The sequence below is a fragment of the Cohnella phaseoli genome (genome assembly GCF_003386235.1).
Taxonomy (GTDB): Bacteria; Bacillota; Bacilli; order Paenibacillales; family Paenibacillaceae; genus Cohnella; species Cohnella phaseoli.
In genome coordinates this window covers 476508-500101 of the sequence record NZ_QRDZ01000001.1, presented here as the reverse complement: position 1 = coordinate 500101, position 23594 = coordinate 476508, and the positions used below count along the sequence as shown (strand labels likewise).

Genomic DNA, 23594 nt, shown 5'->3' with positions numbered 1-23594 from the left:
TCCAATCAAGGAGACAAAACATGCCCTATGAAAGCAATTCTAGTAGACGATGAAGGATTAGCGCTAAAAGATCTGGAACGACAGCTGGAGAAAATAGGCGACATCGAGATCGTGGGTAAGTTCCAGAACGCGGCGGCGGCCCTGCAGCGAGTTGGCGAACTGCGTCCAGATGTCGCTTTTCTCGATATTGACATGCCGGAAATTTCGGGCCTGGAAGCCGCTGAACAGATTCATAAAATTAACGATGACATCGAGATCGTATTCGTAACCGCTCACCATGAATACGCGATCAAGGCGTTCGAGCTTGCCGCTTTGGACTACGTTTTGAAGCCGATTAATGCCGACAGGCTCCTGCATACGATTAATCGTTTAAAATTAAGGGCTTCCATTCGTCCCGCCAGCACCGAGCCTCCAGTCGCCACAATCAGCTGCTTCACAAGACTTAGGATCGAATACGGCAAAGCCGAGCCGTTCTCCTGGCGCACCGTCCGCGCGCAAGAGCTGTTCGCCTACATGGTGTACAAGCGCAATCAGCCGGTTCGCAAAGATATTTTGCTGGACCTGCTCTGGCCGGATACGGAGTACAAGAAGGCGTTCACGCAGCTGTACACGACCGTATACCAGATTCGCAAATCCATTGAAGCCGCCGGCCTTACGATACGTCTCACCAACAGCGGAAGCGACTATTATCTGGATTTGGGCAACAATCGGTATGACGTTCAAGAATGGGAGAACGGGCGGTTGTCTCTTCCCGAGCTCAATCCCGAGACGGCCGCGCAGCATATTGCTTGGCTTCGGAGCTACGAGGGCGACTACCTGTCCGAAACCGACTATGTGTGGGCCGAGAACGAGCGTAAAAGACTTCGCGATATTTGGTACAAGCATGCCCTCTCGGTCAGCGAGATGTGGCGGGCTTCGGATTGCCGCAAAGAAACGCTCGAAATTTACGAGTTGATGGAGCAGAGATTTCCTTTCTCCGAGGAGCTTTATTTTCTGATCATGCAGTTTCACTCAGATAACGGAGATTTGGATATGTCCAAGCTGAAATACGATCAGCTCTGCTCAATGCTTCACGAGGAGTATGCCATCTCCCCGTCGGTCGCCGTTCGCCAATGGGCGGACGCGACCTTCCGTTAATAACGTTCAATTCGTCAGGAGGCTTCCAAATGTCTATATACGACATCCCTGTCACAACAGGCAAAGGAGAAGAAACCACGCTAACCGAGCACAAGGGCAAAGTGATACTGGTCGTGAATACGGCAAGCAAGTGCGGCTTCGCGCCGCAATTCGCGGGCCTTCAGAAGCTGCACGAGACTTATGCCAAACAAGGATTGTCCGTCGTAGGCTTTCCCAGCAACCAATTCGCCGAACAGGAGCCTCTCGATGGGGATGCGCTCACCCGGCACTGCCAGCTCAATCACGGCGTGACCTTTCCTTTGTATGCCAAGATCGATGTAAAAGGAGCCTCCATACATCCGCTGTACAGTCACCTCACCAAAGCTGCGCCGGGCTTCCTCGGATCCAAACGCATCAAATGGAATTTCACCAAGTTTCTAATTGACCGCAGCGGCAAAGTCGTCAAGCGGTTTGCGCCAACCGTTACGCCTGAACGAATCGAAGCGCACATTCGCAAGCTTCTGTAACGTCTGTAAAAATGCAAAAGAGGCGCTCTCGACAAAAGTCGGAGGCCTCTCTTTTTGTTGTAAGTATTTACTCTCCGCCGCCTTCGCTCGCTTGGCACTTGGCGCAGACGCCTTGAAAATCCAAACGGTGATCCAGCACGGTAAAACGGTATTCCTTCTCCAGTCGTTCCTCGAGCGGCCCCAGCCAATCTTCCATAATTTCCGACATGGACCCGCATTTCACGCAAATGAGATGGTGGTGGTGGTGCTTGTTGCTGTCTGTACGAAGATCGTATCGGGCTACCCCGTCGCCGAAGTTCATTTTCTCCACGACGTGCATCTCGCTCAGAAGTTCAAGCGTCCTGTAGACGGTCGCAAGACCGATTTCAGGAGCTTTGTCCTTGACGAGCATAAAGACGTCCTCCGCGCTAAGATGATCTTCTTCGTTCTCGAGAAGGACGCGAACCGTCGCTTCCCGTTGCGGAGTCAGTTTGTAGCCATGGGACTGCAACTGTTGTTTTATTTTTTCAATGCGGGCTTCCATGGTTTCCCCTCCGGTCGCTGGTGCACTTCCTTCCATTATAGGATGAGCTTGTTCATTTAGTCAAACTTCCGCGTCAAAAAGGAACGATACGGGCTAGCCAGTCGGGAGACACGAACGCCTCGTACAGCGATGCGACGCACAATACGAGCAACATCGCCGCCGCAACCGCCGTATGCGCCAGAAATGGAGGCAGCAATTGCCCTTTGCGGCGGAACAGCCGCTCACGCACGACGAAATACGCGAATCTTGCCGATGACAGGCTTGCGATCATAAGAGCGGGCACGACTAAAGCATTGCGCGGACCGGTCGCGAGCAGGAAAAACAGCACGCCATTCCAGGCAAACTGCTGTGCAAGCACGGCCGCTGCAAAACCGATCAGGACGCCTTTCAGGAAATCAAGCAGGAATACAAGCGGAAGACCGATGACAGACAGCCCGAGAAACCAAATCAGCAGCATCCATTTTCCGTAAAGCAGGAAGCTCTCCCGAAACGTCGATACGGGCGAAACGCTGCCGCTGCTGTCGATTTTGACTAAGTACACGCCGATTGCATCGGCCAGCTCCTGCTGCTGATCCAAGGTGAGCGCATAGACGAGCATCGCCCCGAAGATCGTCCCGACCAGAACAAGCACACCCAAAAACACGTATAGATTTAAATTGTCGCGAGCCGACAAATTCCATAAGCGGAAGTTCACGGCGGCCACCCCCCTTGTCCATCTTTAGCGGCATATCCCGTGCCTCATTGTATGATGGACAAGTACCGATTATGATTGCCGAATCGTTCCGTAGCTTCCTCCGCTCCCCGATGTAAACGCTAGCCCGCCTCCCCTTGCCCGGACGATCATCTCGGCGATTCTCTCTCCGGTTACGGCGGCGATCGCATCTGAAGAAACGCGGTGGAGCACTTCCATTTCCGTGCCGACTTCCGCAAACAGCCTCTCGCGCTTAGCCGGACCGACGCCCGGGAAAAAAGACAGCGGAACCTGCGGACGATAAGGAGGCCTTCCTTCCGGGTGGATCGGCTGCTCGCGATCTGCCAATCGGCGAATGCGCCCGGACACGCCCCGAGTCAGCCGCTTGCTTCCGCAATAAGGGCAATCCTCAACGTCCTCGCCCGTCTCGGGGATCGTACGACTGCAAGCCGTGCATGAGGTTTCGTGATATTTACCCAATTCGGGATGCAGTCCGTAGTTGGCCAGAATACGCCGGCCTTCCTCGCCCTTAAGCGCTTTGGCAAACTCCGCGAAAGAAGGGGTTAGCAGCATCAGCTCGTTGCACTCCCTTCCGATCATGCCGGGAGAATGCGCATCGGAGTTGGTCAGGAACGGATAGCGATCGAGCTCGGACAATCGTCCGGCCATATCCGAATCCGCGCTGAGGCCAAGCTCGACGGCTGCAATGCCGTCAGGATCGAGCCGGTCCGCCAGACGATCGGCGGAGCAGCCGAGGAGGCCTCTGTGCGGCGTGAAAATATGTGCCGGGATGAGCAGCCCGCCCCGAGCGACCAGCTCCGCCTGCAGCTCTGCTGCCGTAACGCGGATTCGCTGCGTGCTCAGCCGAATGTTAGCGACACGGGGCGTCATCCATTCGGTCCACTCCTGCATCGCCTGCAAATTCGGCAAAAAGCCGAGCAGATGGAACGGGCCCCCGCCTTCTTCCTTAACTTCCATCTCTGCGCCCAGCAACAGCGTCGTATTCCGATATCGGATCCCTCCGCCGGGAACTTCCTCCATTTCTCCCGAATGCAAGCATTCCAGAATATCCTTCTGTACAGGCGGCGAATGACAATCGATAATGCCGACTAGCTCGATGCCTTTGCGGTCGGACGCTTCCTCGGCGATTTGGCGGAAGGTCAGATTCCGGCTACCGCTAATTTTCACATGCTGCCCGTCCTGTGTTCGGCCGATATGAACATGGAGATCGGCGAAGCAAGGGGACAGCAGAGCCTCCGAAGCCGCTTGCGAAGCGCTCATCGGCTAGAACGCCCCCGTCAGCGCGTACATGCGCCAAGCATAGACGGCCAGCAGCGTTTTGGCATCGCAAATGCGTCCTTCTGCAATATACGCTTGCGCCTGCTCCAGCGTAATCGCCTCGCAGGTCAAAAACTCCTCATCGTCGAGATGCGCTTGTCCCGGCTCAAGATCGTCCGTTACATAAAGGTGCACGACCTCCTCGGCAAAGCCGGGAGATGTCGAGAACGAATGCAGATGACGTATACTGCGCGCGCGATACCCCGTCTCCTCTTCCAGCTCGCGAAGCGCCGCCGCTTCCGGCTCCTCCCCCGCGTCCAGCTTGCCCGCCGGAATTTCGACCTGCACCTTTTCCAGCGGCTTGCGGAATTGTTCTACGACGAGCATTTTGCCATCCAGCAGCGCCACAACCGCAACGGCCCCGGGATGACGCACAATCTCCCTCGTCGCCGTTTCGCCGTTTGGAAGACTTACTGTATCGACCTGCAAAGATATGATTCTACCTTCAAAAATCGGCTTGCTTTCCAAAGTCCGTTCATAGAACGGGTGAGAGGCAATGTCTTTATTTGCGCTCATTTCGCATCCCCCAGTCTAATCTCGTTTTTACGCGCATACCCTCAACGTATAGAAGGCTCGTCCCCTTACGGTAGACGGAACGAGCAACGCATTCGATACGAGGAGGCTTGTACCATGCTGAAAAAATATATAACGCCGCAACGTCTGCAATTCGTCGGCAAAGCTTGGGAAATTCGCCATGCGCTGCGTCAGGAGCAGAAGCTTCGCGGAGCGCGCACGCCGCTTGTCTCGCTGCTAGAGGCTCAGCAAACGATGCGGCCTGACGCCGATCTCCCCGCGAGGAAATAACCAAAGGCAGCGCCCCGACCTTAAACGGTCCAAGCACTGCCTTGCTGCGCTTACCGCTTCAGCGTCTCGCCTACGATCGACAGCACCAGTTCGGCCGCTTTCGCGAGATCGTCCGCTTTAATTTGCTCCTTCGTCGTATGGATGTGCTCATAACCGACAGCCAGATTAACGGTCGGCACGCCGTTCCCATTAAACATATTCGCGTCGCTTCCGCCTCCGGATGAGAACGTGCGGGGAGTCAGTCCGATCGCCTCGATCGCCGCTTTCGCAACTTGAACGACCTCCGTGCTGTCATCATGATAATAAGCCGGGTAGATCGTCAGCGTTTCGAAATTAAACTCGGCTCCGCATTCATGCGCAGCGCTGGCGACCGCTTCGCGCATCGATTCGACCTGCGCCTCCATCTTCTCCTGAACTTGGCTGCGGGCTTCCGCGTAAATTTTTATCGTATCCACAACGATATTTACCTCGCCTCCGCCCTCGAAGCGTCCGATATTGGCCGTTGTCTCGCTATCGATGCGGCCAAGCTTCATGCGGGATACCGCTTTGGAGGCCACCTGAATGGCGCTGATGCCGTCCTCCGGATTTACGCCAGCGTGAGCAGCTTTCCCTCTAATCGTAATAAACTGGCGGGAATTGGTCGGAGCCGACACCGCGATCGCTCCGATCTCGCCATTGGAGTCGAGCGCATAGCCGAACTTGGCCCGCAGCCTGGAGCCGTCCATTGCGCGGGAACCGATCAAGCCGGATTCCTCGCCCGTCGTGATGACGAATTGAACGCCCCCATGCGGCAGTTGTTGCTCGCGAATTACGCGCAGCGCTTCAAACATTGCCGCAAGCCCCGCCTTGTCATCCGCTCCAAGAATCGTCGTGCCGTCGCTGCGAATATATCCGTCGTCATCCAGCCGCGGCTTAATTCCATTTCCGGGCGAGACGGTATCCATATGCGAAGTGAACAGAATGGTCGGAACGGACTCATGCCCAGCCGACGGTGCGAGCCAAGCGAATAAATTTCCCGCTCCATGACCGATTTTATCGGCCACATCGTCCTCCGTCACCTCCAGACCAAACTCCTCGAATTTGACCTTAAGGACTTTGCTAATCTCAGTCTCATGTTTTGTCTCGCTGTCGATCTGCACCAGTTCCATAAACTCGGCGATTAATCTATCTTTCTGAACCATGATCTTCCCTCCTGAGGTCGTATTCGTTACAATGTAAATATGAGCAAACCTAAGCCTGAAAGGATGTGGAGCCGCTTATGAACAAGCGTTTGTTTAAGATCGTCATTTACGTTACTTTGTTTGCGTTGGTCGCTACGACTTTACTGATGGGAGTATCTCTTCTGCAGTAACGGAAGCGTAACCGAACACTTCTGCGAAGCATGGAACGATGCGCCTTCCGATTTCGTCCACCTGCAGCTCGATACCGGTTAACGTTTCCAGAGACGTCACCCCGTATTCCGTAATGCCGCACGGAATGATGCCTTGGAAGCCGTCTTCTTCCACGTTTTTCTTTACGTTAAGCGCAAAGCCGTGGCTCGTCACGAAGCCTCGCCTTGTCCGGGCCTTGTTGAACTTGACCCCGATTGCGGCGATTTTCCGATCGCCTACCCATACCCCGGTATATTCCGGCTTCCTGCCGCCTTGAATGCCGAATTCAGCTAGCAGCTTGATAATCGCTTCCTCGAGATTTCTTAAGTACTGATGAAGATCAAGCCCTTCGGCATCCAAATAAAGCAACGGATAACCAACAAGCTGACCCGGACCGTGATACGTAATATCGCCGCCGCGATCGATCTCGTACACTTCGATGCCGCGACGAGCCAACTCCTCGCTTCCGTACAGCAGATGCTCGGGATGGCGATCCGAGCCGATCGTATAGGTCGGCGAATGCTCAAGGAGCAGCAAGAAATCGTTCCGTTCCTGGCGCTCGATCTCCTTCACGAGCTGCTTCTGCAGCTCCCAAGCTTCGCCGTATTTCCGCCTGGACAACCATTCGACGTTCAGTTCCTTCATGCCTTGAACCCTCCTGCTCGAACTTCTGCTTGAATCCCTATGCGAGTTACTTCCCTATTGTAGCTTATCTATGCGATCAAGAAAACCCGGCGCGTCGCGCTCGAAACGCGACTGAGCCGGGCAAGTCCGCTGTACCAGGTTCAATGAATTTAGTTCGCTGAACCTAATACACCTTCGTGTCCAAATTATAGCCTTCCAAATTTTCCTTCACCCGCTGCAGGAACCGTCCGCAGATGACTCCGTCCAAAATCCGATGGTCGAGCGACAGACACAGATTTACCATCGAACGAACGCCGATCATGTCGTTAATAACGACGGGGCGTTTGACGATCGATTCGAACGTGATGATCGCGGCTTGAGGATAGTTGATGATCGGCTGGGTCAGAATCGAGCCGAAAGAGCCCGTATTGTTCACCGTGAAAGTGCCGCCGTTAACGTCATCCAGTTTGAGCTTTTTCTCCCGCGTGCGTCTTGCGAGATCGTCAATTTCGTGGGCGAGACCGGATATGTTTTTCTGATCCGCATGGCGAATGACCGGCGTAACGACCGAATCCTCCGTTCCGACAGACAGAGAGATGTTGATATCGCGTTTCACGATAATCTTATCGACCGCCCACACCGAATTCATGATCGGGTAATCCTTGATCGCGTTGACGACCGCCTTGATCATAAATGGCATATAGGTCAAGTTGATGCCCTCGCGATTGCGGAAATCGTCCTTGAGCTTGTTGCGCAGCAAGACGAGATTGGTCACGTCGACCTCGATCATCATCCAGCCATGCGGGATTTCGCTAACGCTCTGGCGCATTCTAGTCGCGATCGTATTGCGGACGGGCGTTACATCGATAAAATATTCGCCGCGGCCAGGTACTTCTTGACCTTCGATTTCGATTGACGGAATGCGCGGAGATTCGGACAAATGGATTCCTGTGGAGCGCACCGGAATTTTCGGATCCATCGGAGCTAGCGACGAGTCGCTTGGAGCCGAGGACGCAATTGGAGCGGTCGCTGCAGTTGCCGGGTTAACCGCCGAGGCTGTCCCGATCGACGCGTTCCCCGAAGCGATGGCCACCTGAACGTCTTTACGAGTAATACGTCCGCCCTCTCCGGTTCCGCTAACTCGATTCAGATCGATGGCATGTTCCGCCGCCAGCCGCTGAACAGCCGGGGAATAGCGATGGCGCATCGGGGCGTTGGCGTCAATCCCAGAAGCGGGTGCAATGGCCGCAGCTGGGCGCGAGGCCGGTTCGCCCCCCCTTGTCCCAGAAGACCCGAGGGTTCCTGAACCCGTATCAGTTGTCCCCAAGCCCCCAGCCGGCGCGGCAGGAGAAACAGACTCCTGTGCTCCCGCAGACGGCTCGGTATCAGCCTCCGCATCGGCTTCCACTTCCACAAGGCAGATCGCCGCGCCGACTTCCACCGTCTCGCCCGCGCCGATCAGATGCTTAACAAGCTTGCCCCTAACCGTAGAAGGAAGCTCGGCATTGACTTTATCGGTAATAAGTTCGCAAATCGGCTCGTACATATCCAGCATATCTCCCGGCTGCTTGAGCCAATGGTCCACCGTCGCAGATACGAGAGACTCCGCAAGCTGGGGCATCGTAATTTCCACTATCTTTTTAGCCATATGATACAGTTCCCCTCTCCAAATCCGGCGATAGGCCTAGTAGCGCGCTAGCTCCAGCATCGCCTTCTTCAGCTTCTCCTTGTTCAGCAGATAGTGCTTCTCTCCCGGAGGGTTGATCGGCATCGCCGGCACGTCCGGGGCACACAATCGACGAATCGGGGCGTCAAGCTCGTAGAGCAGTTCCTCGGCGATTATCGTTCCGACCTCGGCTCCCACGCCACCTGTTTTATTGTCCTCGTGAACGATCAGCACCTTGCCTGTTTTAGCTGCCGCTTCGAGAATGCCTTCACGGTCCAACGGCTGAATCGTACGTAAATCCAGAATGTGAGCTTCGATGCCATGCTCCTTAGACAGCTCTTCCGCCGCTTGCATCGCAAAATGCAAAGGCATGCTGTAGCCAATAACCGTAAGATCGGTTCCTTCGCGCATCACCTTGGATTTACCGATCGGGACGACATAATCTTCCTCCGGCACTTCGTCGGAGATCAATCGATAGCACTTCTTGTTTTCGAAGAAAATAACCGGGTCCGGATCCCGAATCGCCGCCTTCAGCAACCCTTTCGCATCGTACGCTGTGGCCGGAGCGACGATCTTGAGTCCGGGCGTTCCGAAGAAGACCGACTCCGGGCACTGCGAATGGTACAGCCCTCCGAACACGCCTCCCCCGATCGGTGCGCGAATCACGACGGGACAATCCCAATCGTTGTTGGAGCGGTAACGGATTTTAGCAGCTTCGCTAATAATCTGATTGGTCGCGGGGAACATAAAATCCGAATACTGCATTTCGGCGATCGGTTTCATTCCGGCCATGGCCGCGCCGATCGCGACGCCGGCGATTGCAGATTCCGCAAGGGGCGCGTCCAGTGCCCGAAGCTCGCCAAACTGCTGCTGCAGCCCTTTAGTCGTTCCGAACACCCCGCCTTTAAGGCCAACGTCCTCTCCCAGAACGAATACGTCGTTGTCTCGTTCCATTTCTTCCTTCATCGCGAGTCTGATCGCTTCGATATATTCGATAACCGGCATATTTAACCCTCCCCGTTCTCCTCGGCGTATACGTAGCGGAATGCGTCCTCTACGGGTTGGAACGGAGCCTTCTCCGCATACTCGTTAGCTTCGTCGATCGTCGCGCGGATTTCTGCTTGCAGAGTCGCTTCCTTCTCCTCCGACCACAATCCGGCATCCACTAAATATTGCTTATATACCGGCATCCCGTCCTTGGCCTTTTGCTCGTCCACTTCTTCCTTGGTACGGTAGGCCATGTCGTTGTCCGAAGTCGAATGCGCCGTTACACGATAAGTCATAATCTCGATTAAAGTCGGTCCTTCGCCGGACACTGCGCGCTCGCGGGCTTCCTTGAACACGCGATATACTTCCAGCGGATCGTTGCCGTCTACTCGTACTCCTGGAAATCCGTAACCAAGCGCCCGATCGCATATGCGTCCCCGAGTTTGCTTTTCAAGCGACATTGATATCGCATACTGATTGTTCTCGCATACGAAAATGACCGGAAGCTGATGAACTCCGGCAAAATTGCAACCCTCGTGAAAATCGCCCTGGTTGCTAGAGCCGTCGCCGAACGTGACGATAGCTGCGGAAGGCTCTTTCCGCATCTTGGCCGCGAGGGCGAATCCTGCCGCATGAGGCACCTGCGTCGTTACCGGGCTGGATCCCGTTACAATGCGCAGTCGTTTGCTGCCAAAATGCCCGGGCATCTGCCGCCCCGCGCTATTCGGGTCTTCTCCTTTGGCATACAGCGACAGCATCAACTCCTTAACCGTCATGCCGATCGAGAGCACGAACCCGTAATCTCGGTAATACGGAAGAAACCAATCACGCTCCCGATCCATCGCAAATCCCATTGCGACCTGAGAAGGCTCTTGGGTAATTCCCGAAATATGAAAATTGACTTTGCCGGCGCGTTGCAGCAACTGCCCGCGTTCATCGAAGCGGCGGGCCAACATCATCATCTTGTACATGTCGACTGCGCGTTCGTCCGTAAGGCCAAGCTCGGTATGACGAAGCGCTCGCTGGACGGAACCTGTATGCATCATGGGCGCGTCCTCCTGCTTTGGTTTAGTTTTATAACCTGGTCTTAATACTTGGGGTTAAGTCCTATTATACTCCCCTCGCAAGCAAAAAGAAACGCCCAACCCGACGCGCCAAGCAAATTCCTTTAGGGAACCGCTCCTCGGCGCTGGAAGGATGGCAATCCTCCGGGTTGAGCCTGCTGATGCCGATCGGATCAAGCGTGTCCCGCTGCGCCTTCCAGCGCCAGCATCGTTTCCTGCATTACTTCCGAGAGCGTCGGATGGGGGTGAATCGTCCGACCGATTTCCCAAGGAATCGCATCCACCAGCTTCGCTAGCGCAGCTTCGGCAATCAGCTCCGTTGCATGCACTCCTACCAAGTGAACGCCGAGCAGATCTCCCGTTGCCGCATCCGCGACCACTTTGGCGAAGCCATCGCTTTCACCGTGCACAAGCACTTTGCCCAGTATGCGCAAAGGCAGCTTTGCCGTGCGCACCTGGTAGCCTTCCGCCTTGGCGTTCTCTTCCGTCCAGCCGATGGCCGCCGCCTCCGGCCGCGAGTAGACGCAGCGCGGAATATCCCGATCCGCGGCCCTCGACGGCTTGCTCCCGGTCAAATGCTCGATCGCCATCGTCGCTTCGTGCATAGCTGCATGCGCCAACTGAACGCCGCCTATACAATCTCCGATCGCGTAAATATGAGATTCCCCCGTTTGAAGCGTCGCGGGATTTACTTTAACAAAACCCTTCTCCGTCTTAACATCTGTATTTTCCAGTCCTAACGCTTCCACGTTGCCAATCCTGCCTACAGACACGAGCATCCGATCCGCACTCAGCGTCAGCGTGTCTCCGCCTCCAGTCATTGCACGTATCTCGACACCTTTGTCCGACGTGATGCAGCTATCAGTCTGCAGAGAAGCTCCAGTATGAATGACAACGCCTCTTTTTCTGAGTGCCTTTGCTATTTCTGCGCCAATATCTTTGTCCTCCGAGGGCAGTATTCGTTCCGCGGCTTCGACAATCGCAACCTGCGTGCCGAAATCGCTGAGCATCGACGCCCATTCGACGCCAATCACCCCGCCTCCGACGATCAGAACGGAAGATGGGCGGCTCGTCCATCCTAACGCCTCGTCACTAGTCGCGATGAACTCGCCGTCATAGCTCAGGCCTTCCAGCTTGCGCGGACGCGATCCCGTCGCAATTACGACGTTCTTGGGTACAATTGTCTCCGCTTCCCCGTCCGCTAGTTCTACCGCAATCGCCCCGCTTCTAGGCGAAAAAATCGAAGGGCCAATAATGCGACCGCCGCCTTGAATAACCTCGATTTTATGCTGCTTCATGAGTGCCTGAAGCCCTTTGTAGAGCTGCTCTACGATACTGTCCTTTCGTTTTAACACCGCTCCCCAATCTACCGAAGCAGCTCCCTCCGGCAATCGAATACCGTATGAAGCTGAATCCCCGATCGTTGCGTATACCTCCGCACTTCTTAGCAAAGCTTTGCTTGGGATGCATCCCCTGTGCAGACAAGTCCCGCCCAGTTTGTCCTTCTCAATTACAACGACGCTAAGCCCGGCTTGCGCCGCCTTCACCGCTGCCGTATAGCCTCCCGGCCCTCCGCCCAATACAGCGACATCGACTTCGATTGGCATAGTTTCCCCTCCGTATGTAAACTCACTTTCCCATTGTACCTTTTTTTTGCGAGCTGAACAAAGTGGGATCCTTCTTCGTCCTCCATCGTCCTTGTTCTTTTTCCGGTATCCCCTTCCGTCAGTTCCTCTGCTCTGCTCCCCGCTCCGCTCCTCTCTCGTCTCGCCTCTCTCTCATTTTCTGCTCATTTTCCGGTATCCCTTTCTGTCAGTTTCTCAGTCTTTAAATTTTTGACCGTAAATTGGCCGTAAACTGATAACCTCCCGATCTTCTCCGCTCATTTCAGAAATCGAACCCTTCATCTCCTTTTGTCGGTATCCCTTTGAGTCAGTTAGTCGATCAAAGTAGCTCTGAAAATTTAGTTGAAACACAGAAAAAAGCTTTAAATAAGAACGTATGTTTGGTAAAATGAAGTAAAGGGAACGTCCGTTCCATCCATTGAGGGAGGAAGTTTTGTATGAGTCTTAAAGCGGCGGCAGATAAGTTTCAAAAGTTTTGTTCCGTTTTTAAGAACGAAGCAGATTGTTTCCCCATCCTGTTCGAGCTCAAGTGGCCCGACGGCTTTCGCTGCCCACGTTGCAGCCATTCTCATTTTTATCTCATTTCCACTAGGCGTATTCCACTCTACGAATGCCGTTCCTGCCATGCGCAATCTTCCTTGATTGCCGGTACCATTATGGAGGGAAGCCGCACGCCTATTCATCGTTGGTTTCAGGCGATTTTTCTGCATGCCCAACCCCGCTGCATTAACGCTAGGCAACTCTCCGAGGCTATCCATGTCACTTACAAAACGGCCTGGCTCATTTGCCACAAAATCCGTCATGCGATGACTTCAAGAGAATCAACCCGATTATTGTCAGGGATTGTTCGCGTTTCGGATTCTATATACAGCAAGCGCCTAACTCCCTCTTTCGATTGGCATAAGCAAGAACAGCCATTGCTTGTCGGTGCTTCAGATGACGGTAACGGCACTCTTGGTCCGATTGTGATTAAGCTTCAATCAAAAGCTTCGTTAAAGGATAAGTACGATTGTCCTGATACGGCTCCGTTTATTCGCGAGCATATCCACCCTGATGATGCAGAAAATACAATTGTGACCCGAAGGTACGGCCGTAATATGAACAAAGAGTTGGCTTGGATGGGGTACAATGTGACATGGTGGATCGGCAGAACATTTCTCGGAATTGGTCCTAAGCATTTACAAGCGTACCTTGATCAATTTTGTTACTACTACAACCGCAGCCGCTCCACCCTCTATGTTCAGCTTCTCGCAGATTGTATTAATTCTTCCAGAATAACCTACAACGAGCTCACCAAATCAGATAGCCGCTCCCGTTCTAACCGATTAACTCGTACTCCTCGACAACATTCCATCAAACTTGCATAGCATAGGCATGTTTCTATTCCAGTCATCCCCTTAATTATTACAGAAGGGAGTCCCAGACAGAGCAATCTTTACTGATCGAAGGGGATAACCAAGTGCCTTCATATGTACGGGAGAACTAACTACTGACTTAAGGGGATACCCTCTTCAGTAAATGTCGGAGGATCCCTTACCTGAGCCACCGGGATACCGACAAAAGATGTGAAAATCTAATGCATTTCATGAGGGCGACTTCACAACTGACCGGAGGGGATACCGAGAAAAGAAGAGAAAATCCGACACATTCAATAGGGATACTAATACTGACTGAACGGGATATCGAGAAATGGAGGCGCATTCATAGACATTTGCCTGAAAAGTAGGTATGATTAGGAGATGGGAAGGAGGACTTCATCATCCTATGAAACTGCTTATTCAGCGGCTCATAGCTATACTACTGCTTGTTATTCCCGGTATTGCGGCCGCTTACGGCTTTTTGCTCATGAAAGATGCGATATACGACTACTTCGTGAAAATCGGCGATATAAACGTTACCTCTCCGGACTTCGCTTGGGGGATGTTCATCGGCGGAGCCATTCTTTTTCTGCTGGGCATAGGCTTTATTGGAGGTTGGATTTTCTTTCGGGACCGCAAACATAATTACTTGTCATCGCGTTTCCGTCCGAAAACGCCTCGCCCGCCCCGTCAACCAAAGCCGCCGCAAACCGAGGACAACAGTGCTAAGGAAAACCATATTTCCGATCAGTCATAGCTCATGACGTGCAAATAAGGCTCTGTCTCCTATCAAGGTGACAGAGCCTTAATTATTTTCAGCATCTTCGCTTACTGGGCCGACGGAGAAGCTTCAGGACTTGCCGTTGTCGAAGCGGTCGGCGAAGCGGCTTCTGGTTCCTTCGCGACTAGGTTTTTATAATTCCGATCTTTCTTCAACGTTTCTAGCCAAGTGGTTGCTTCCGTGCCCATTTTCTCTTCGTAATAAGCTTTTTTGACATCAGCTTTCACTGTATCATACTCGGGAACGACAGCCTCTTTAATATCGGTGATCTTGATGATGTGGAACCCGTTGTCCGCCTCCACGACTTCACTCGTCTCACCTTTAGCAAGAGCAAATGCAGCGGTCTCGAATCGTTGATTCATAACGCCGCGACCGAAAAATCCGAGATCTCCTCCCTCTGCCTTGGAACCTGGATCTTGCGACTTTTCCTTCGCCAAACTGGCAAAATCTTTGCCGCCCTTCAGTTCGGCCAGCACAGCTTCGGCCTCTTCCTTTGTGTTCACCAAAATGTGCGACGCCTTAATTTCTTTTGGCGTTGTCGCAAACGTGGAATCCTTTTTATCTTCGAAATAAGTCTTAAGCTCTTCTTCGGTTACCGGGTGCTTGTTCTCGAACAACAGCTTAATTTTCAGAGTCGGCATAATTTGCTTCTCCTTGAAATCCTCCAACGTGAACCCGGCCTGCGTCAACGCAGCGGACATATCCTCGTCGGTCTCAAAGCCGTATGCCTTCTTAAAGTTCTCAATCTCGTTCTTCATATCTTCATCATTAATCTTAATTCCGGCTTTCTCGGATTCCAGCTCAATGATTTTGGTCTGTGCGATTTCGTCGACTAAAGCCGAAATCTGATCTTCTCCCACTCTGTCTTTCATCTCATCGTAAAAGTCCGTCTTATTAATCGTATAGCCGTCAAGTTGACCGATTGCTTCGTTGCTTGTTCCTCCCGATGTATTCCGAATCAGTACAAATACAAGCGCAGCTATGGCAATGACAGCAATTACCCAAGGTACAATCACAGCAGAGGAGCTGCGAGCAGGTGCTGCAGCGCCTGCCGCCGCAGGCACTGCACTTGTTACGATTCCCGGGTCCGCTTTGCCGAGATCAAGCGAAGATTTGGGCTCGACCGTTTCCTCTAGTTCTTTCTCGATCGCTTCGTTCGTCGGTTGTTGTTCATTATCTTGTAAGTTTTTCTCGTTGTTGTCGCTCATTTCAACATTTCCCCCTCTTTGTTATGGACAGCCATTCATTCACTATACCAGATTTTCATAAATAAACCTTAAAGGCTCCTAAATTTTTTGCGAAATTGCGAAGGGGTGCACGCATGAATTCCGCTAAATTTTTTGCTGAAATAGCTGAAATTCGTCAAACCTGTCTCCATCGCCACATCCGCAATGGACCAATCCGTATTTTGCAGCAATTGTGCGGCTTGCTTTATCCGATAGCGATTTAAGTAATCCATGGGCGACTTTCGCATAACCGTCTTAAATACTCGGCTAAAATGACCGACACTCATGCCCGCAACTTCAGCTAGATCAGGCACGGTCAAGGGCTGGGAAAAATTCTTTTCCATGTAAGTAACGGCAGCCTTCAAGCGAGCTATCGTGTACGAACTCATCGAGCTATTGGAAACCGCATGCCGCCACTGTCCGTTTTCGATCAAATCGCCTATTAAGGAATAAAGTTCGGCTTTAATTCGCAGTTCTCTCGCCAAAGCTTCCGACTCGTATATACGAAGCATTCGGGCCAGCCGGACCAAAACCCGTCTTCCCCACATTGTCGATCCGTCATAGTAAAGCGGAATTTCCGCTTCTCCGTTTTTTAACGGTTCGATAAACAGGGAGGAGATGTTATCCCGACCATCCCCAAGCCAATCAAGATGAAATACCATAGCTCTATACGAGCATGCCGAGCCATCGCTTGAGAAGCCGCCATGAACCTCTCCGCCCGGTACGAATATAGCCTCACCCGCTTTAAGCTCATAATCTGCCATGCCAATCTGGAATGTCGCTTCCCCCTCAACCACGCACAGAAACTCGACCTCATCGTGCCAATGATTGTCCAAAACTACACCTGCTTGGCAATCCATAGCATAAACGGCGAACGGAAATTGAGGGGTCCCATGCCTCCGATCCTCTTTGAGCAGCCTCAAATCCATACCTCACCTCCAATTATCATAATATTGTTATTTTACAGCATATAAATGCAAGAATTTTGTTCATCATATCATTAAACTGTTATCAAGAGAATTCATTAATCATTCAAGGAGATGAAATAATGAAGTTTACGGACGGCTATTGGATGACTAAGCAAGGCTATCGCCTGTTCAGCCCTTATGAAATTCATGACGTAAAAATCGGAAAAGACTCGATTACCGCTTACGCCACTCACAGACCGCTCGAGCATCGCGGCAATACGTTAAACGAACCGCTGATGACGATGGAGTTCTCTTCGCCGATACCTAACGTCATCCGCGTGAAGTTTTACCATCATAAAGGAAAAGTCCGTCAAAGCCCCTCTACCTTCGATCTTCAGTACACAGGCAATGCGACGGTAAACATTGAAAATAACGAAAGCTTCATCAGACTGACGAGCGGGGATACGACTGTGACCGTAACTAAGCGTCATCCCGTCCAAATCACGTACACTTTCCGAAACAGAAGGCTAACGGGAAGCGGGGCACGTTCCACCGCTTATGTAAAAGCCGACGATGGGATTCATTACTTCCGCGAGCAGCTTTCCTTGGGCGTTGGCGAAACGGTATACGGGCTGGGTGAAAGATTTACGCCATTCGTAAAAAACGGCCAGACAGTTGACATCTGGAACGAAGACGGAGGAACCTCATCCGAGCAAGCCTACAAAAATATTCCTTTCTATGTAACGAATCGTGGCTACGGAGTATTCGTCAATCATCCCGAGCTCGTCTCGTTCGAGATCGGCTCGGAGACCGTATCTAAAGCCCAATTCAGCGTGCCGGGAGAACAGCTTGAGTATTATCTGATCGGCGGGGATACGCTTAAAGATGTACTTGGCAACTATACTTCGCTGACAGGCAAACCTGCGCTCCCGCCTGCCTGGTCGTATGGTTTGTGGCTTTCGACTTCGTTCACGACCAACTATGATGAAGCCACAGTGACTAGTTTTGTCAAAGGCATGGAAAGTCGAGATCTGCCGCTTGCCGTCTTCCATTTCGACTGCTTCTGGATGAAGGAATATGAGTGGTGCAATTTCGAATGGGACGAGCGTGTTTTTCCCGATCCGGCCGGAATGCTGCAACGGCTTAAGGCCCGCGGACTGCACATTTGCGTCTGGATCAATCCTTACATCGCGCAGCGCTCCCCATTGTTTGACGAAGGCATGGCCAACGGCTACTTGTTGAAACGTCCCGACGGAAGCGTATGGCAGTGGGATCTATGGCAATACGGCATGGGTATTGTTGACTTTACGAATCCAGCGGCATCCCACTGGTACAAAGCGAAGCTCCGGGCACTGCTCGATATGGGCGTTGATAGCTTCAAAACGGATTTCGGCGAGCGTATACCCACTGATGTCGTCTACTACGATGGCTCCGATCCACACCAAATGCACAACTACTACACTCAGATCTATAATCAAACCGTTTTTGAATTGCTCGAAGAAAAACGCGGTAAAGGAGAAGCAGTCCTGTTTGCTCGGTCGGCGACGGCGGGTGGGCAACGCTTTCCCGTGCATTGGGGCGGAGATTGCGAAGCAACTTACGAATCGATGGCCGAAAGCCTGCGCGGTGGCTTGTCGCTTGGGCTGTCCGGTTTCGGCTACTGGAGCCACGATATTGGCGGTTTCGAACACAGCTCGCCTCCGGATTTGTACAAACGCTGGGTACAGTTCGGGCTTTTGTCCAGCCACAGCCGACTGCACGGAAGCACCTCGTATCGCGTACCGTGGATTTATGACGAAGAAGCCGTTAACGTACTTCGTTTCTTTACGAAGCTGAAGCTGCGGCTGATGCCATACCTGTTCGGTCAGTCGGTATCGACCTCCTCCAGCGGCGTTCCTCTTATGAGGGCGATGGTGCTCGATTTTGGAGATGATCCGGCCTGCGATTACCTTGACCGCCAGTACATGTTGGGGAACAATTTACTTATCGCACCGATCTTGAACCCGGAAGGAGAAGCCGTTTACTATCTCCCGAGAGGAACGTGGACTCATTTTCTGAGTGGGGAACAGGTTCAGGGCGGCAGCTGGAGGAACGAAATCTACGACTATTTTAGTCTCCCTCTATATGCGAGCGAAAATAGTCTAATTCCGCTTGGAAATGAAGATACACATCCGGACTATGATTATACGGATAGCGTAACGTTACATCTGTTTGCGCTTCAAGACGGAGAGACAGCCTCTGCCGTCATACCCAATTTGCTTGGGGAGACCTGCTTCTCTGTCATGGCCAGCCGCCGAAAAAATCAAATTGAGATTACAACGAAGGGGACGGCAAAAAACTGGAGTCTCGTCTTACGAGGAATTTCCGCAGTCGACTCCGTTGAAGGAGGACTTCAGGAGTCAATAGAGCAAGGCATTCGAATCATGCCAAGTGAGTCCGTATCGTTCCTTCGAATTGTGCTTTCGTAAAATTCCAAACCTGCTGAATGTGATCAGATGGACAAGCTCGTAGAGATGCTGCTGCATTAATCACAAAAGAAACACCGCTCTCATTTTGACGGTTAGAAAAACCGTTTATGAGGCGGTGTTTTTTAGCAGCAGCTTTATTAGCTCACCTTATGCTCGATCCGCAGCTTGTCGGCGACCATCGCGATGAATTCCGAGTTCGTTGGTTTGGATTTCGCGATATTAATCGTATAACCAAACAGATGGCTGATGCTGTCGATGTTGCCGCGAGTCCAAGCGACTTCGATCGCATGACGGATGGCGCGTTCGACGCGGGACGGCGTCGTTTTGAATTTCTCGGCGATGGCTGGGTACAGCGTTTTCGTAATCGCGCCAAGAATTTCAATGTTGTTGTACACCATCGTGATCGCTTCGCGCAAATATTGATAGCCTTTAATATGCGCGGGAACGCCGATTTCATGAATGATACTCGTAATGTTGGCATCAAGGTTCTTCGGCTTGCCCATTTGTACCACATTGGAGCGCGTCATGACGCTGCTTTGCAGCGACGAGGTCGTCATTGATGAAATTGAAGGATTGCCTGCGAGTTGGCGAATCCGATTTGCCAGAACATCCATGTCGAACGGTTTAAGTATGTAGTAAGAAGCGCCAAGCTGCACCGCACGCTGGGTAATGTTCTCTTGTCCGAAAGCCGTGAGCATAATGATCTTGGGCATAGGAGATAAATTCATATCCCGCAGCTTCTCCAGAACGCCAAGTCCGTCCAGATGCGGCATAATGATATCAAGGATCATGACATCCGGTACTCTTCGTGTTTCTTCCAGCTGACGGATGACCTCTTCTCCGTTGTACGCCACACCGATGACCGTCATATCATCCTGCTCCTGGATGTACTCTGATAACAAATTCGTAAATTCTCGGTTGTCGTCTGCTAAGAACACTTCAATACGTGGCAATGTCTGGTCCTCCCTTTCTCCATGCGAGAATATAGAATGTCGAAAAACGCTCACCGTTTCTCTAATAATCCGTTTTCGACACGACCTCGGCAGATTCCTTCTCGATTAAAAAATTTTTCTTTATTTATTATTTGAAATCGAATATAATTAATAATTTGCGCCACAACACGTCAAATCATGATTCGTTTCGTACATTTTCGACAAACGTTCGGATTTAGCACATAAAACAAAATCTAAGGCGTCAAACCGCCTTAGACATCGTTTGTTCGGGATTCAGCATAATTCCCGCATCCTGCAGCATCCATTCGATAAAGCAACCATAGCCGGAGGAAGGATCGTTGACGAATACGTGAGTAACCGCACCGACCAGCTTTCCGTTTTGAATAATCGGGCTACCGCTCATCCCTTGCACGATACCGCCAGTTCTCTCCAGCAACTTAGGGTCGGTTATTTTGATGACCATTCCCTTCGTTGCCGGGGACGATTGCTTGGACACATGAACGATTTGAATATCGAATTTTTCGACCTTTTGCTTATCCACGACGGTTAAGATTTGCGCAGGCCCTTCCTTTACTTCTTCCGCGAAGGCGACCGAAATCGGTTCTGGATTATAGGAATGCTCTGGCAGTTGTTTCATTTTGCCGAAAATGCCGAATGGGGTATTGCGCTCCACGCTGCCCAATGTGCGTCCTTCCTTCAGGAAATGCGCCCTCTTCTCCCCGGGTTCGCCGCTTTGGCTTTTGTTAATTGATGAGACGCTTGACTGCAAAATTTCACCACTGCCGACGACGATTGGGGTTTGCGTATCCATATCGGTAATGACATGACCAAGCGCGCCATATACTCCTTGATCCGGTGCGTAGAATGTCAACGTCCCGACGCCCGCAGCCGAATCCCGAATGTACAATCCGAGGCGCCAAGCTTTGTCCTCTTCATCGTACGCTGGAGTAATCGATGTTCTAAACCGCTCTTTGCCTCTCTGGACGAGGAGCTTCAATGATTCGCCGCTGCGACCGGCTTCTTCCGAATATGCCGCAATTTTGGAAATGTCGTTGCACGGCTGTCCGTTGATTTCGACGATCAGATCGCCCAATCTTAGCTTGGCCGCTTCCCCAGGGGATACTCGGGAATTATCGTTAGTACTGACCAGATGGTGCCCAACGACCATAATCCCTGCCGATTTTACTTTGACGCCGATCGTTTGCCCTCCGGGAATAACCCGCAAATCGGGAATCACTTGAAGCCGTACCGTCTTAAAAGGAATTTTGCCGAACAGCTTCATTTGCAACTGAGTGACGCCGCTGGACTTCGGTTGAATGGATAAAGGCTGTCTGAGATCGACTTGAACCGATGCATGCTCGCTGCCATTCACAGCGACGACTTTCGGGTTCAAGCTGATCTGCGCATGAACGGGAATGGCATAATGCAGCGAGACCGACTGTCCTTGAAAAAGTCTGACACGGCTCGGAAATTCCGCGAAATGCTGAAACGGCGCCGAGCAGACAGCAATGATCAACATGAAAACGACGACAAGACCGATACGGCGGCGTTTCCTGAAGTGCTGCTGGTACAAGATCTCACGCTCCCTTACAGTCTGAATCGGCTTCTCTGGTATGTCGCCGATAACGTACCTATAAGGTAACCGTGGCTTGCTTCTTTTATGTTCTCAAAAAGCTTCCTTGCCAATTGATTTTTCGCGTCGTTACGCGTTTTTTCGGATATCAGCCAGACTAAGCATTTCTTGTGCATGATGACGGGTTTTTTCCGTAACTTCCACTCCGCCAAGCATCCGCGCCAGTTCTTCAATCCTTTGCTCCGGCGACAGCTGCGTCACCGATGTTCGCGTCCGCGATTGTTCGTTCACTTGCTTGCGGATTTCATATTGGCGATCGGCCATACATGCCACCTGCGGCAGATGAGTGATCGCAAACACCTGACAGTGACTCGACAGCAAGCTGAGCTTCTCTGCAATGGCTTGCGCAGCTCTTCCGCTGACTCCAGTATCCACTTCGTCAAAAACGAGTACGGGAATTTCATCGATTCGAGCGAAAATCGCCTTGAGCGCCAGCATCACGCGCGACATTTCGCCGCCAGATGCAATCTTAGCTAGCGGTTTGGGCGGCTCGCCAGGATTCGTCGACAGGATGAACTCCGCGGTATCCGTTCCCGTGGCCGACAGCTCCGTTGCGCCAAGCTTCACTTCGAATACGGAACGTTCCATCTGCAACTCCGCCAATTCCTGCTCGATCTGCTTGGCAAGCACTCTCGCGGCGTTTCGGCGCGCCAGCGACAGCTTCTCCGCGCGCTCATACAGTTCGGCCGCCAGCTGTGCTTCCCGCTCGGTCAGCTTCTCGAGCAATTCTTCGCTATTGTCAAGCTGATCGGCTTCGGCCTGGATTTTCGCCCGATAGTTCAAAATATCCTCAATCGTCTCGCCATATTTCCTTTTTAACCCATGAATAACGTCCAGCCTCTGCTCAATCTTCGCTAAGCGCTCAGGATTGAATTCGATGCTTTCCTTATAATCGCGAAGCTGAAAAGCTGCGTCCTCCGCGCTGTAATAAGCGCTCTGAAGCTGCTCCAGCAACGGTTGGAGCACTCCGGAATCGAACTTCACGATATCCTGCAACCGGCTCAATGAACGAGAAAGAGCCACTAGCCCTTTAGTTCCGTAAAGCAGATCGTAGGCCTCCGTTGCCGATTCAGCAAGCTTCTCCGCATGAGCTAGTTTGCGCCGTTCGTCGGCAAGGGATTCATCCTCGCCCGGTTTTAACCTGGCTGCGGAGATTTCCTCCAGCTGAAATCTGTATAAATCGACCATCTGCATGCCTTGTCGGGATCTTTCCTCAAGCTCGCGCCTTTCTCTGCACACACCAATATATTGTTGATACAATTGACGATAAGCCGCCTTCTCCTCGCGGATCTCCTCTCCCGCAAACAGGTCAAGCCACTCCAGATGCTTCTCTGTCTTGAGAAGCGACTGATGCTCATGCTGACCGTGAATGTTGACGAGGTGCTCGCCAGCTTCTTTCAGCATCGTCAATGTAACGCTTTGACCGTTGATTCTTGCCGTGGACTTGCCATGAGACAGCAACTCACGGCGAATGAGCAGCGTTTCTTCCCGGTTGGCCTCGATGCCCAAACGACCGAGCGTCTCCCACACGGGATGATCTGAGGGCAGATCGAATACCGCTTCGATATCCGCCTTATCGCAGCCATGGCGAATCATTTCTGCAGAGCCTCGGCCTCCCGCCGCCAATGTCAAAGCGTCGATCACGATCGATTTCCCTGCTCCGGTCTCTCCGGTAAGCACATGAAAGCCGTCATGAAAAGAAGCAGATACATTCTCAATAACGGCCAAATTGTGGATGGTTAATTCTCGCAGCATAATAAGCCCCCTTTGGACTCGACAGTCTCAATCCCCCATTGCCTCGTTTGAAACAGGGGGCTCGCGACCTCATTGCGATCATACGTTCTCATTACTCATCCAAATCATAGCACATATCCGGAAAGAAGACCAGACAAAACAAGAACATTCAAGATAATCTAACACGCATCCATCTCC

21 protein-coding genes and 1 pseudogene are annotated in these 23594 nt (G+C 52.1%); 7 read left to right on the top strand and 15 right to left on the bottom strand.

The genetic code is table 11. From position 1 onward, the window contains the following. The first annotated feature begins 27 nt into the window (after window positions 1–27). Together DFP98_RS02205 and DFP98_RS02200 are read left to right on the top strand one after the other, a co-directional pair. Window positions 28–1137 (top strand): response regulator, encoded by a 1110-nt coding sequence (locus DFP98_RS02205; RefSeq protein ID WP_181917432.1) that lies wholly within the window; start codon window positions 28–30, stop codon window positions 1135–1137. A 29-nt stretch (window positions 1138–1166) separates the two neighbouring features. Next, entirely contained in the window at window positions 1167–1643 is a 477-nt protein-coding gene (locus tag DFP98_RS02200; RefSeq protein ID WP_116058905.1) for a glutathione peroxidase, read from the top strand. 67 nt (window positions 1644–1710) lie between these two features. On the opposite strand, the gene fur is transcribed toward DFP98_RS02200, so the two are convergent. From fur to DFP98_RS02180, 4 genes are all read right to left on the bottom strand, one after another. After that, window positions 1711–2166 (bottom strand): ferric iron uptake transcriptional regulator, encoded by a 456-nt coding sequence (gene fur / locus DFP98_RS02195; protein ID WP_116058904.1) that lies wholly within the window; start codon window positions 2164–2166, stop codon window positions 1711–1713. A gap of 73 nt (window positions 2167–2239) precedes the next feature. Continuing rightward, on the bottom strand, window positions 2240–2860 hold the full coding sequence (spoIIM, locus tag DFP98_RS02190) for a stage II sporulation protein M (RefSeq protein ID WP_116058903.1): 621 nt from the start codon (window positions 2858–2860) through the stop codon (window positions 2240–2242). A gap of 69 nt (window positions 2861–2929) precedes the next feature. Further along, complete coding sequence (locus tag DFP98_RS02185; protein ID WP_181917431.1) at window positions 2930–4138, bottom strand: endonuclease Q family protein; 1209 nt, start codon at window positions 4136–4138, stop codon at window positions 2930–2932. A gap of 3 nt (window positions 4139–4141) precedes the next feature. Next, on the bottom strand, window positions 4142–4711 hold the full coding sequence (locus DFP98_RS02180; RefSeq protein WP_116058902.1) for an NUDIX domain-containing protein: 570 nt from the start codon (window positions 4709–4711) through the stop codon (window positions 4142–4144). 117 nt (window positions 4712–4828) lie between these two features. On the opposite strand from DFP98_RS02180, the pseudogene mciZ reads away from it, so the two are divergent. After that, window positions 4829–4912 (top strand): annotated as a pseudogene (gene mciZ, locus DFP98_RS40175) (Z-ring formation inhibitor MciZ); the annotation flags it as partial. Between the two features lie 137 nt (window positions 4913–5049). On the opposite strand, the gene DFP98_RS02170 reads toward mciZ, so the two are convergent. Then, window positions 5050–6180 carry a M20/M25/M40 family metallo-hydrolase gene (locus DFP98_RS02170; RefSeq protein ID WP_116058901.1) on the bottom strand — a complete coding sequence of 377 codons (1131 nt, stop codon included), beginning with the start codon at window positions 6178–6180 and terminating at the stop codon, window positions 5050–5052. Between the two features lie 77 nt (window positions 6181–6257). On the opposite strand from DFP98_RS02170, the gene prli42 reads away from it, so the two are divergent. After that, window positions 6258–6350, top strand: coding sequence for a stressosome-associated protein Prli42 (gene prli42 / locus DFP98_RS40170; RefSeq protein WP_116058900.1), 93 nt, complete (start codon window positions 6258–6260; stop codon window positions 6348–6350). Here prli42 and lipB read toward each other — a convergent pair. The 5 genes from lipB to lpdA all read right to left on the bottom strand — a co-directional run bounded on the left by lipB (window position 6313) and on the right by lpdA (window position 12317). Then, complete coding sequence (gene lipB, locus DFP98_RS02160) at window positions 6313–7014, bottom strand: lipoyl(octanoyl) transferase LipB (RefSeq protein WP_116058899.1); 702 nt, start codon at window positions 7012–7014, stop codon at window positions 6313–6315. The two genes, prli42 and lipB, sit on opposite strands and share 38 nt — an antisense overlap. A gap of 163 nt (window positions 7015–7177) precedes the next feature. Continuing rightward, window positions 7178–8641: a dihydrolipoamide acetyltransferase family protein gene (locus DFP98_RS02155; protein WP_116058898.1), complete on the bottom strand. Its 1464-nt coding sequence runs from the start codon at window positions 8639–8641 to the stop codon at window positions 7178–7180. Between the two features lie 36 nt (window positions 8642–8677). After that, window positions 8678–9664, bottom strand: a complete 987-nt coding sequence (locus tag DFP98_RS02150; protein WP_116058897.1) for an alpha-ketoacid dehydrogenase subunit beta — start codon at window positions 9662–9664, stop codon at window positions 8678–8680. A gap of 2 nt (window positions 9665–9666) precedes the next feature. Beyond that, window positions 9667–10692: a thiamine pyrophosphate-dependent dehydrogenase E1 component subunit alpha gene (locus DFP98_RS02145; protein ID WP_116058896.1), complete on the bottom strand. Its 1026-nt coding sequence runs from the start codon at window positions 10690–10692 to the stop codon at window positions 9667–9669. Between the two features lie 191 nt (window positions 10693–10883). Further along, window positions 10884–12317, bottom strand: coding sequence for a dihydrolipoyl dehydrogenase (gene lpdA, locus DFP98_RS02140; RefSeq protein ID WP_116058895.1), 1434 nt, complete (start codon window positions 12315–12317; stop codon window positions 10884–10886). Between the two features lie 455 nt (window positions 12318–12772). Between lpdA and DFP98_RS02135 the strand changes: the two genes are divergently transcribed. After that, entirely contained in the window at window positions 12773–13702 is a 930-nt protein-coding gene (locus tag DFP98_RS02135; RefSeq protein WP_116058894.1) for a transposase, read from the top strand. Between the two features lie 397 nt (window positions 13703–14099). Beyond that, window positions 14100–14450, top strand: a complete 351-nt coding sequence (locus DFP98_RS02130) for a DUF2627 domain-containing protein (RefSeq protein ID WP_116058893.1) — start codon at window positions 14100–14102, stop codon at window positions 14448–14450. Window positions 14451–14521: 71 nt separating this feature from the next. Here the strand turns inward: DFP98_RS02130 and DFP98_RS02125 are convergent, their stop codons facing one another. Together DFP98_RS02125 and DFP98_RS02120 are read right to left on the bottom strand one after the other, a co-directional pair. Next, a complete protein-coding gene (locus DFP98_RS02125) occupies window positions 14522–15682 on the bottom strand; it encodes a peptidylprolyl isomerase (RefSeq protein ID WP_116058892.1) in 1161 nt (386 codons plus the stop codon). 68 nt (window positions 15683–15750) lie between these two features. Then, window positions 15751–16536 (bottom strand): AraC family transcriptional regulator, encoded by a 786-nt coding sequence (locus DFP98_RS02120; protein ID WP_181917430.1) that lies wholly within the window; start codon window positions 16534–16536, stop codon window positions 15751–15753. A gap of 212 nt (window positions 16537–16748) precedes the next feature. On the opposite strand from DFP98_RS02120, the gene yicI reads away from it, so the two are divergent. Continuing rightward, window positions 16749–19076 (top strand): alpha-xylosidase, encoded by a 2328-nt coding sequence (gene yicI / locus DFP98_RS02115; protein WP_116058890.1) that lies wholly within the window; start codon window positions 16749–16751, stop codon window positions 19074–19076. 137 nt (window positions 19077–19213) lie between these two features. Here the strand turns inward: yicI and spo0A are convergent, their stop codons facing one another. The 3 genes from spo0A to recN all read right to left on the bottom strand — a co-directional run bounded on the left by spo0A (window position 19214) and on the right by recN (window position 23417). Then, window positions 19214–20029 (bottom strand): sporulation transcription factor Spo0A, encoded by an 816-nt coding sequence (gene spo0A, locus DFP98_RS02110; RefSeq protein WP_116058889.1) that lies wholly within the window; start codon window positions 20027–20029, stop codon window positions 19214–19216. A gap of 241 nt (window positions 20030–20270) precedes the next feature. Further along, on the bottom strand, window positions 20271–21602 hold the full coding sequence (gene spoIVB / locus DFP98_RS02105) for a SpoIVB peptidase (RefSeq protein WP_371822843.1): 1332 nt from the start codon (window positions 21600–21602) through the stop codon (window positions 20271–20273). Between the two features lie 129 nt (window positions 21603–21731). Then, window positions 21732–23417: a DNA repair protein RecN gene (gene recN / locus DFP98_RS02100; protein ID WP_116058888.1), complete on the bottom strand. Its 1686-nt coding sequence runs from the start codon at window positions 23415–23417 to the stop codon at window positions 21732–21734. Between the last annotated feature and the right edge of the window lie 177 nt (window positions 23418–23594).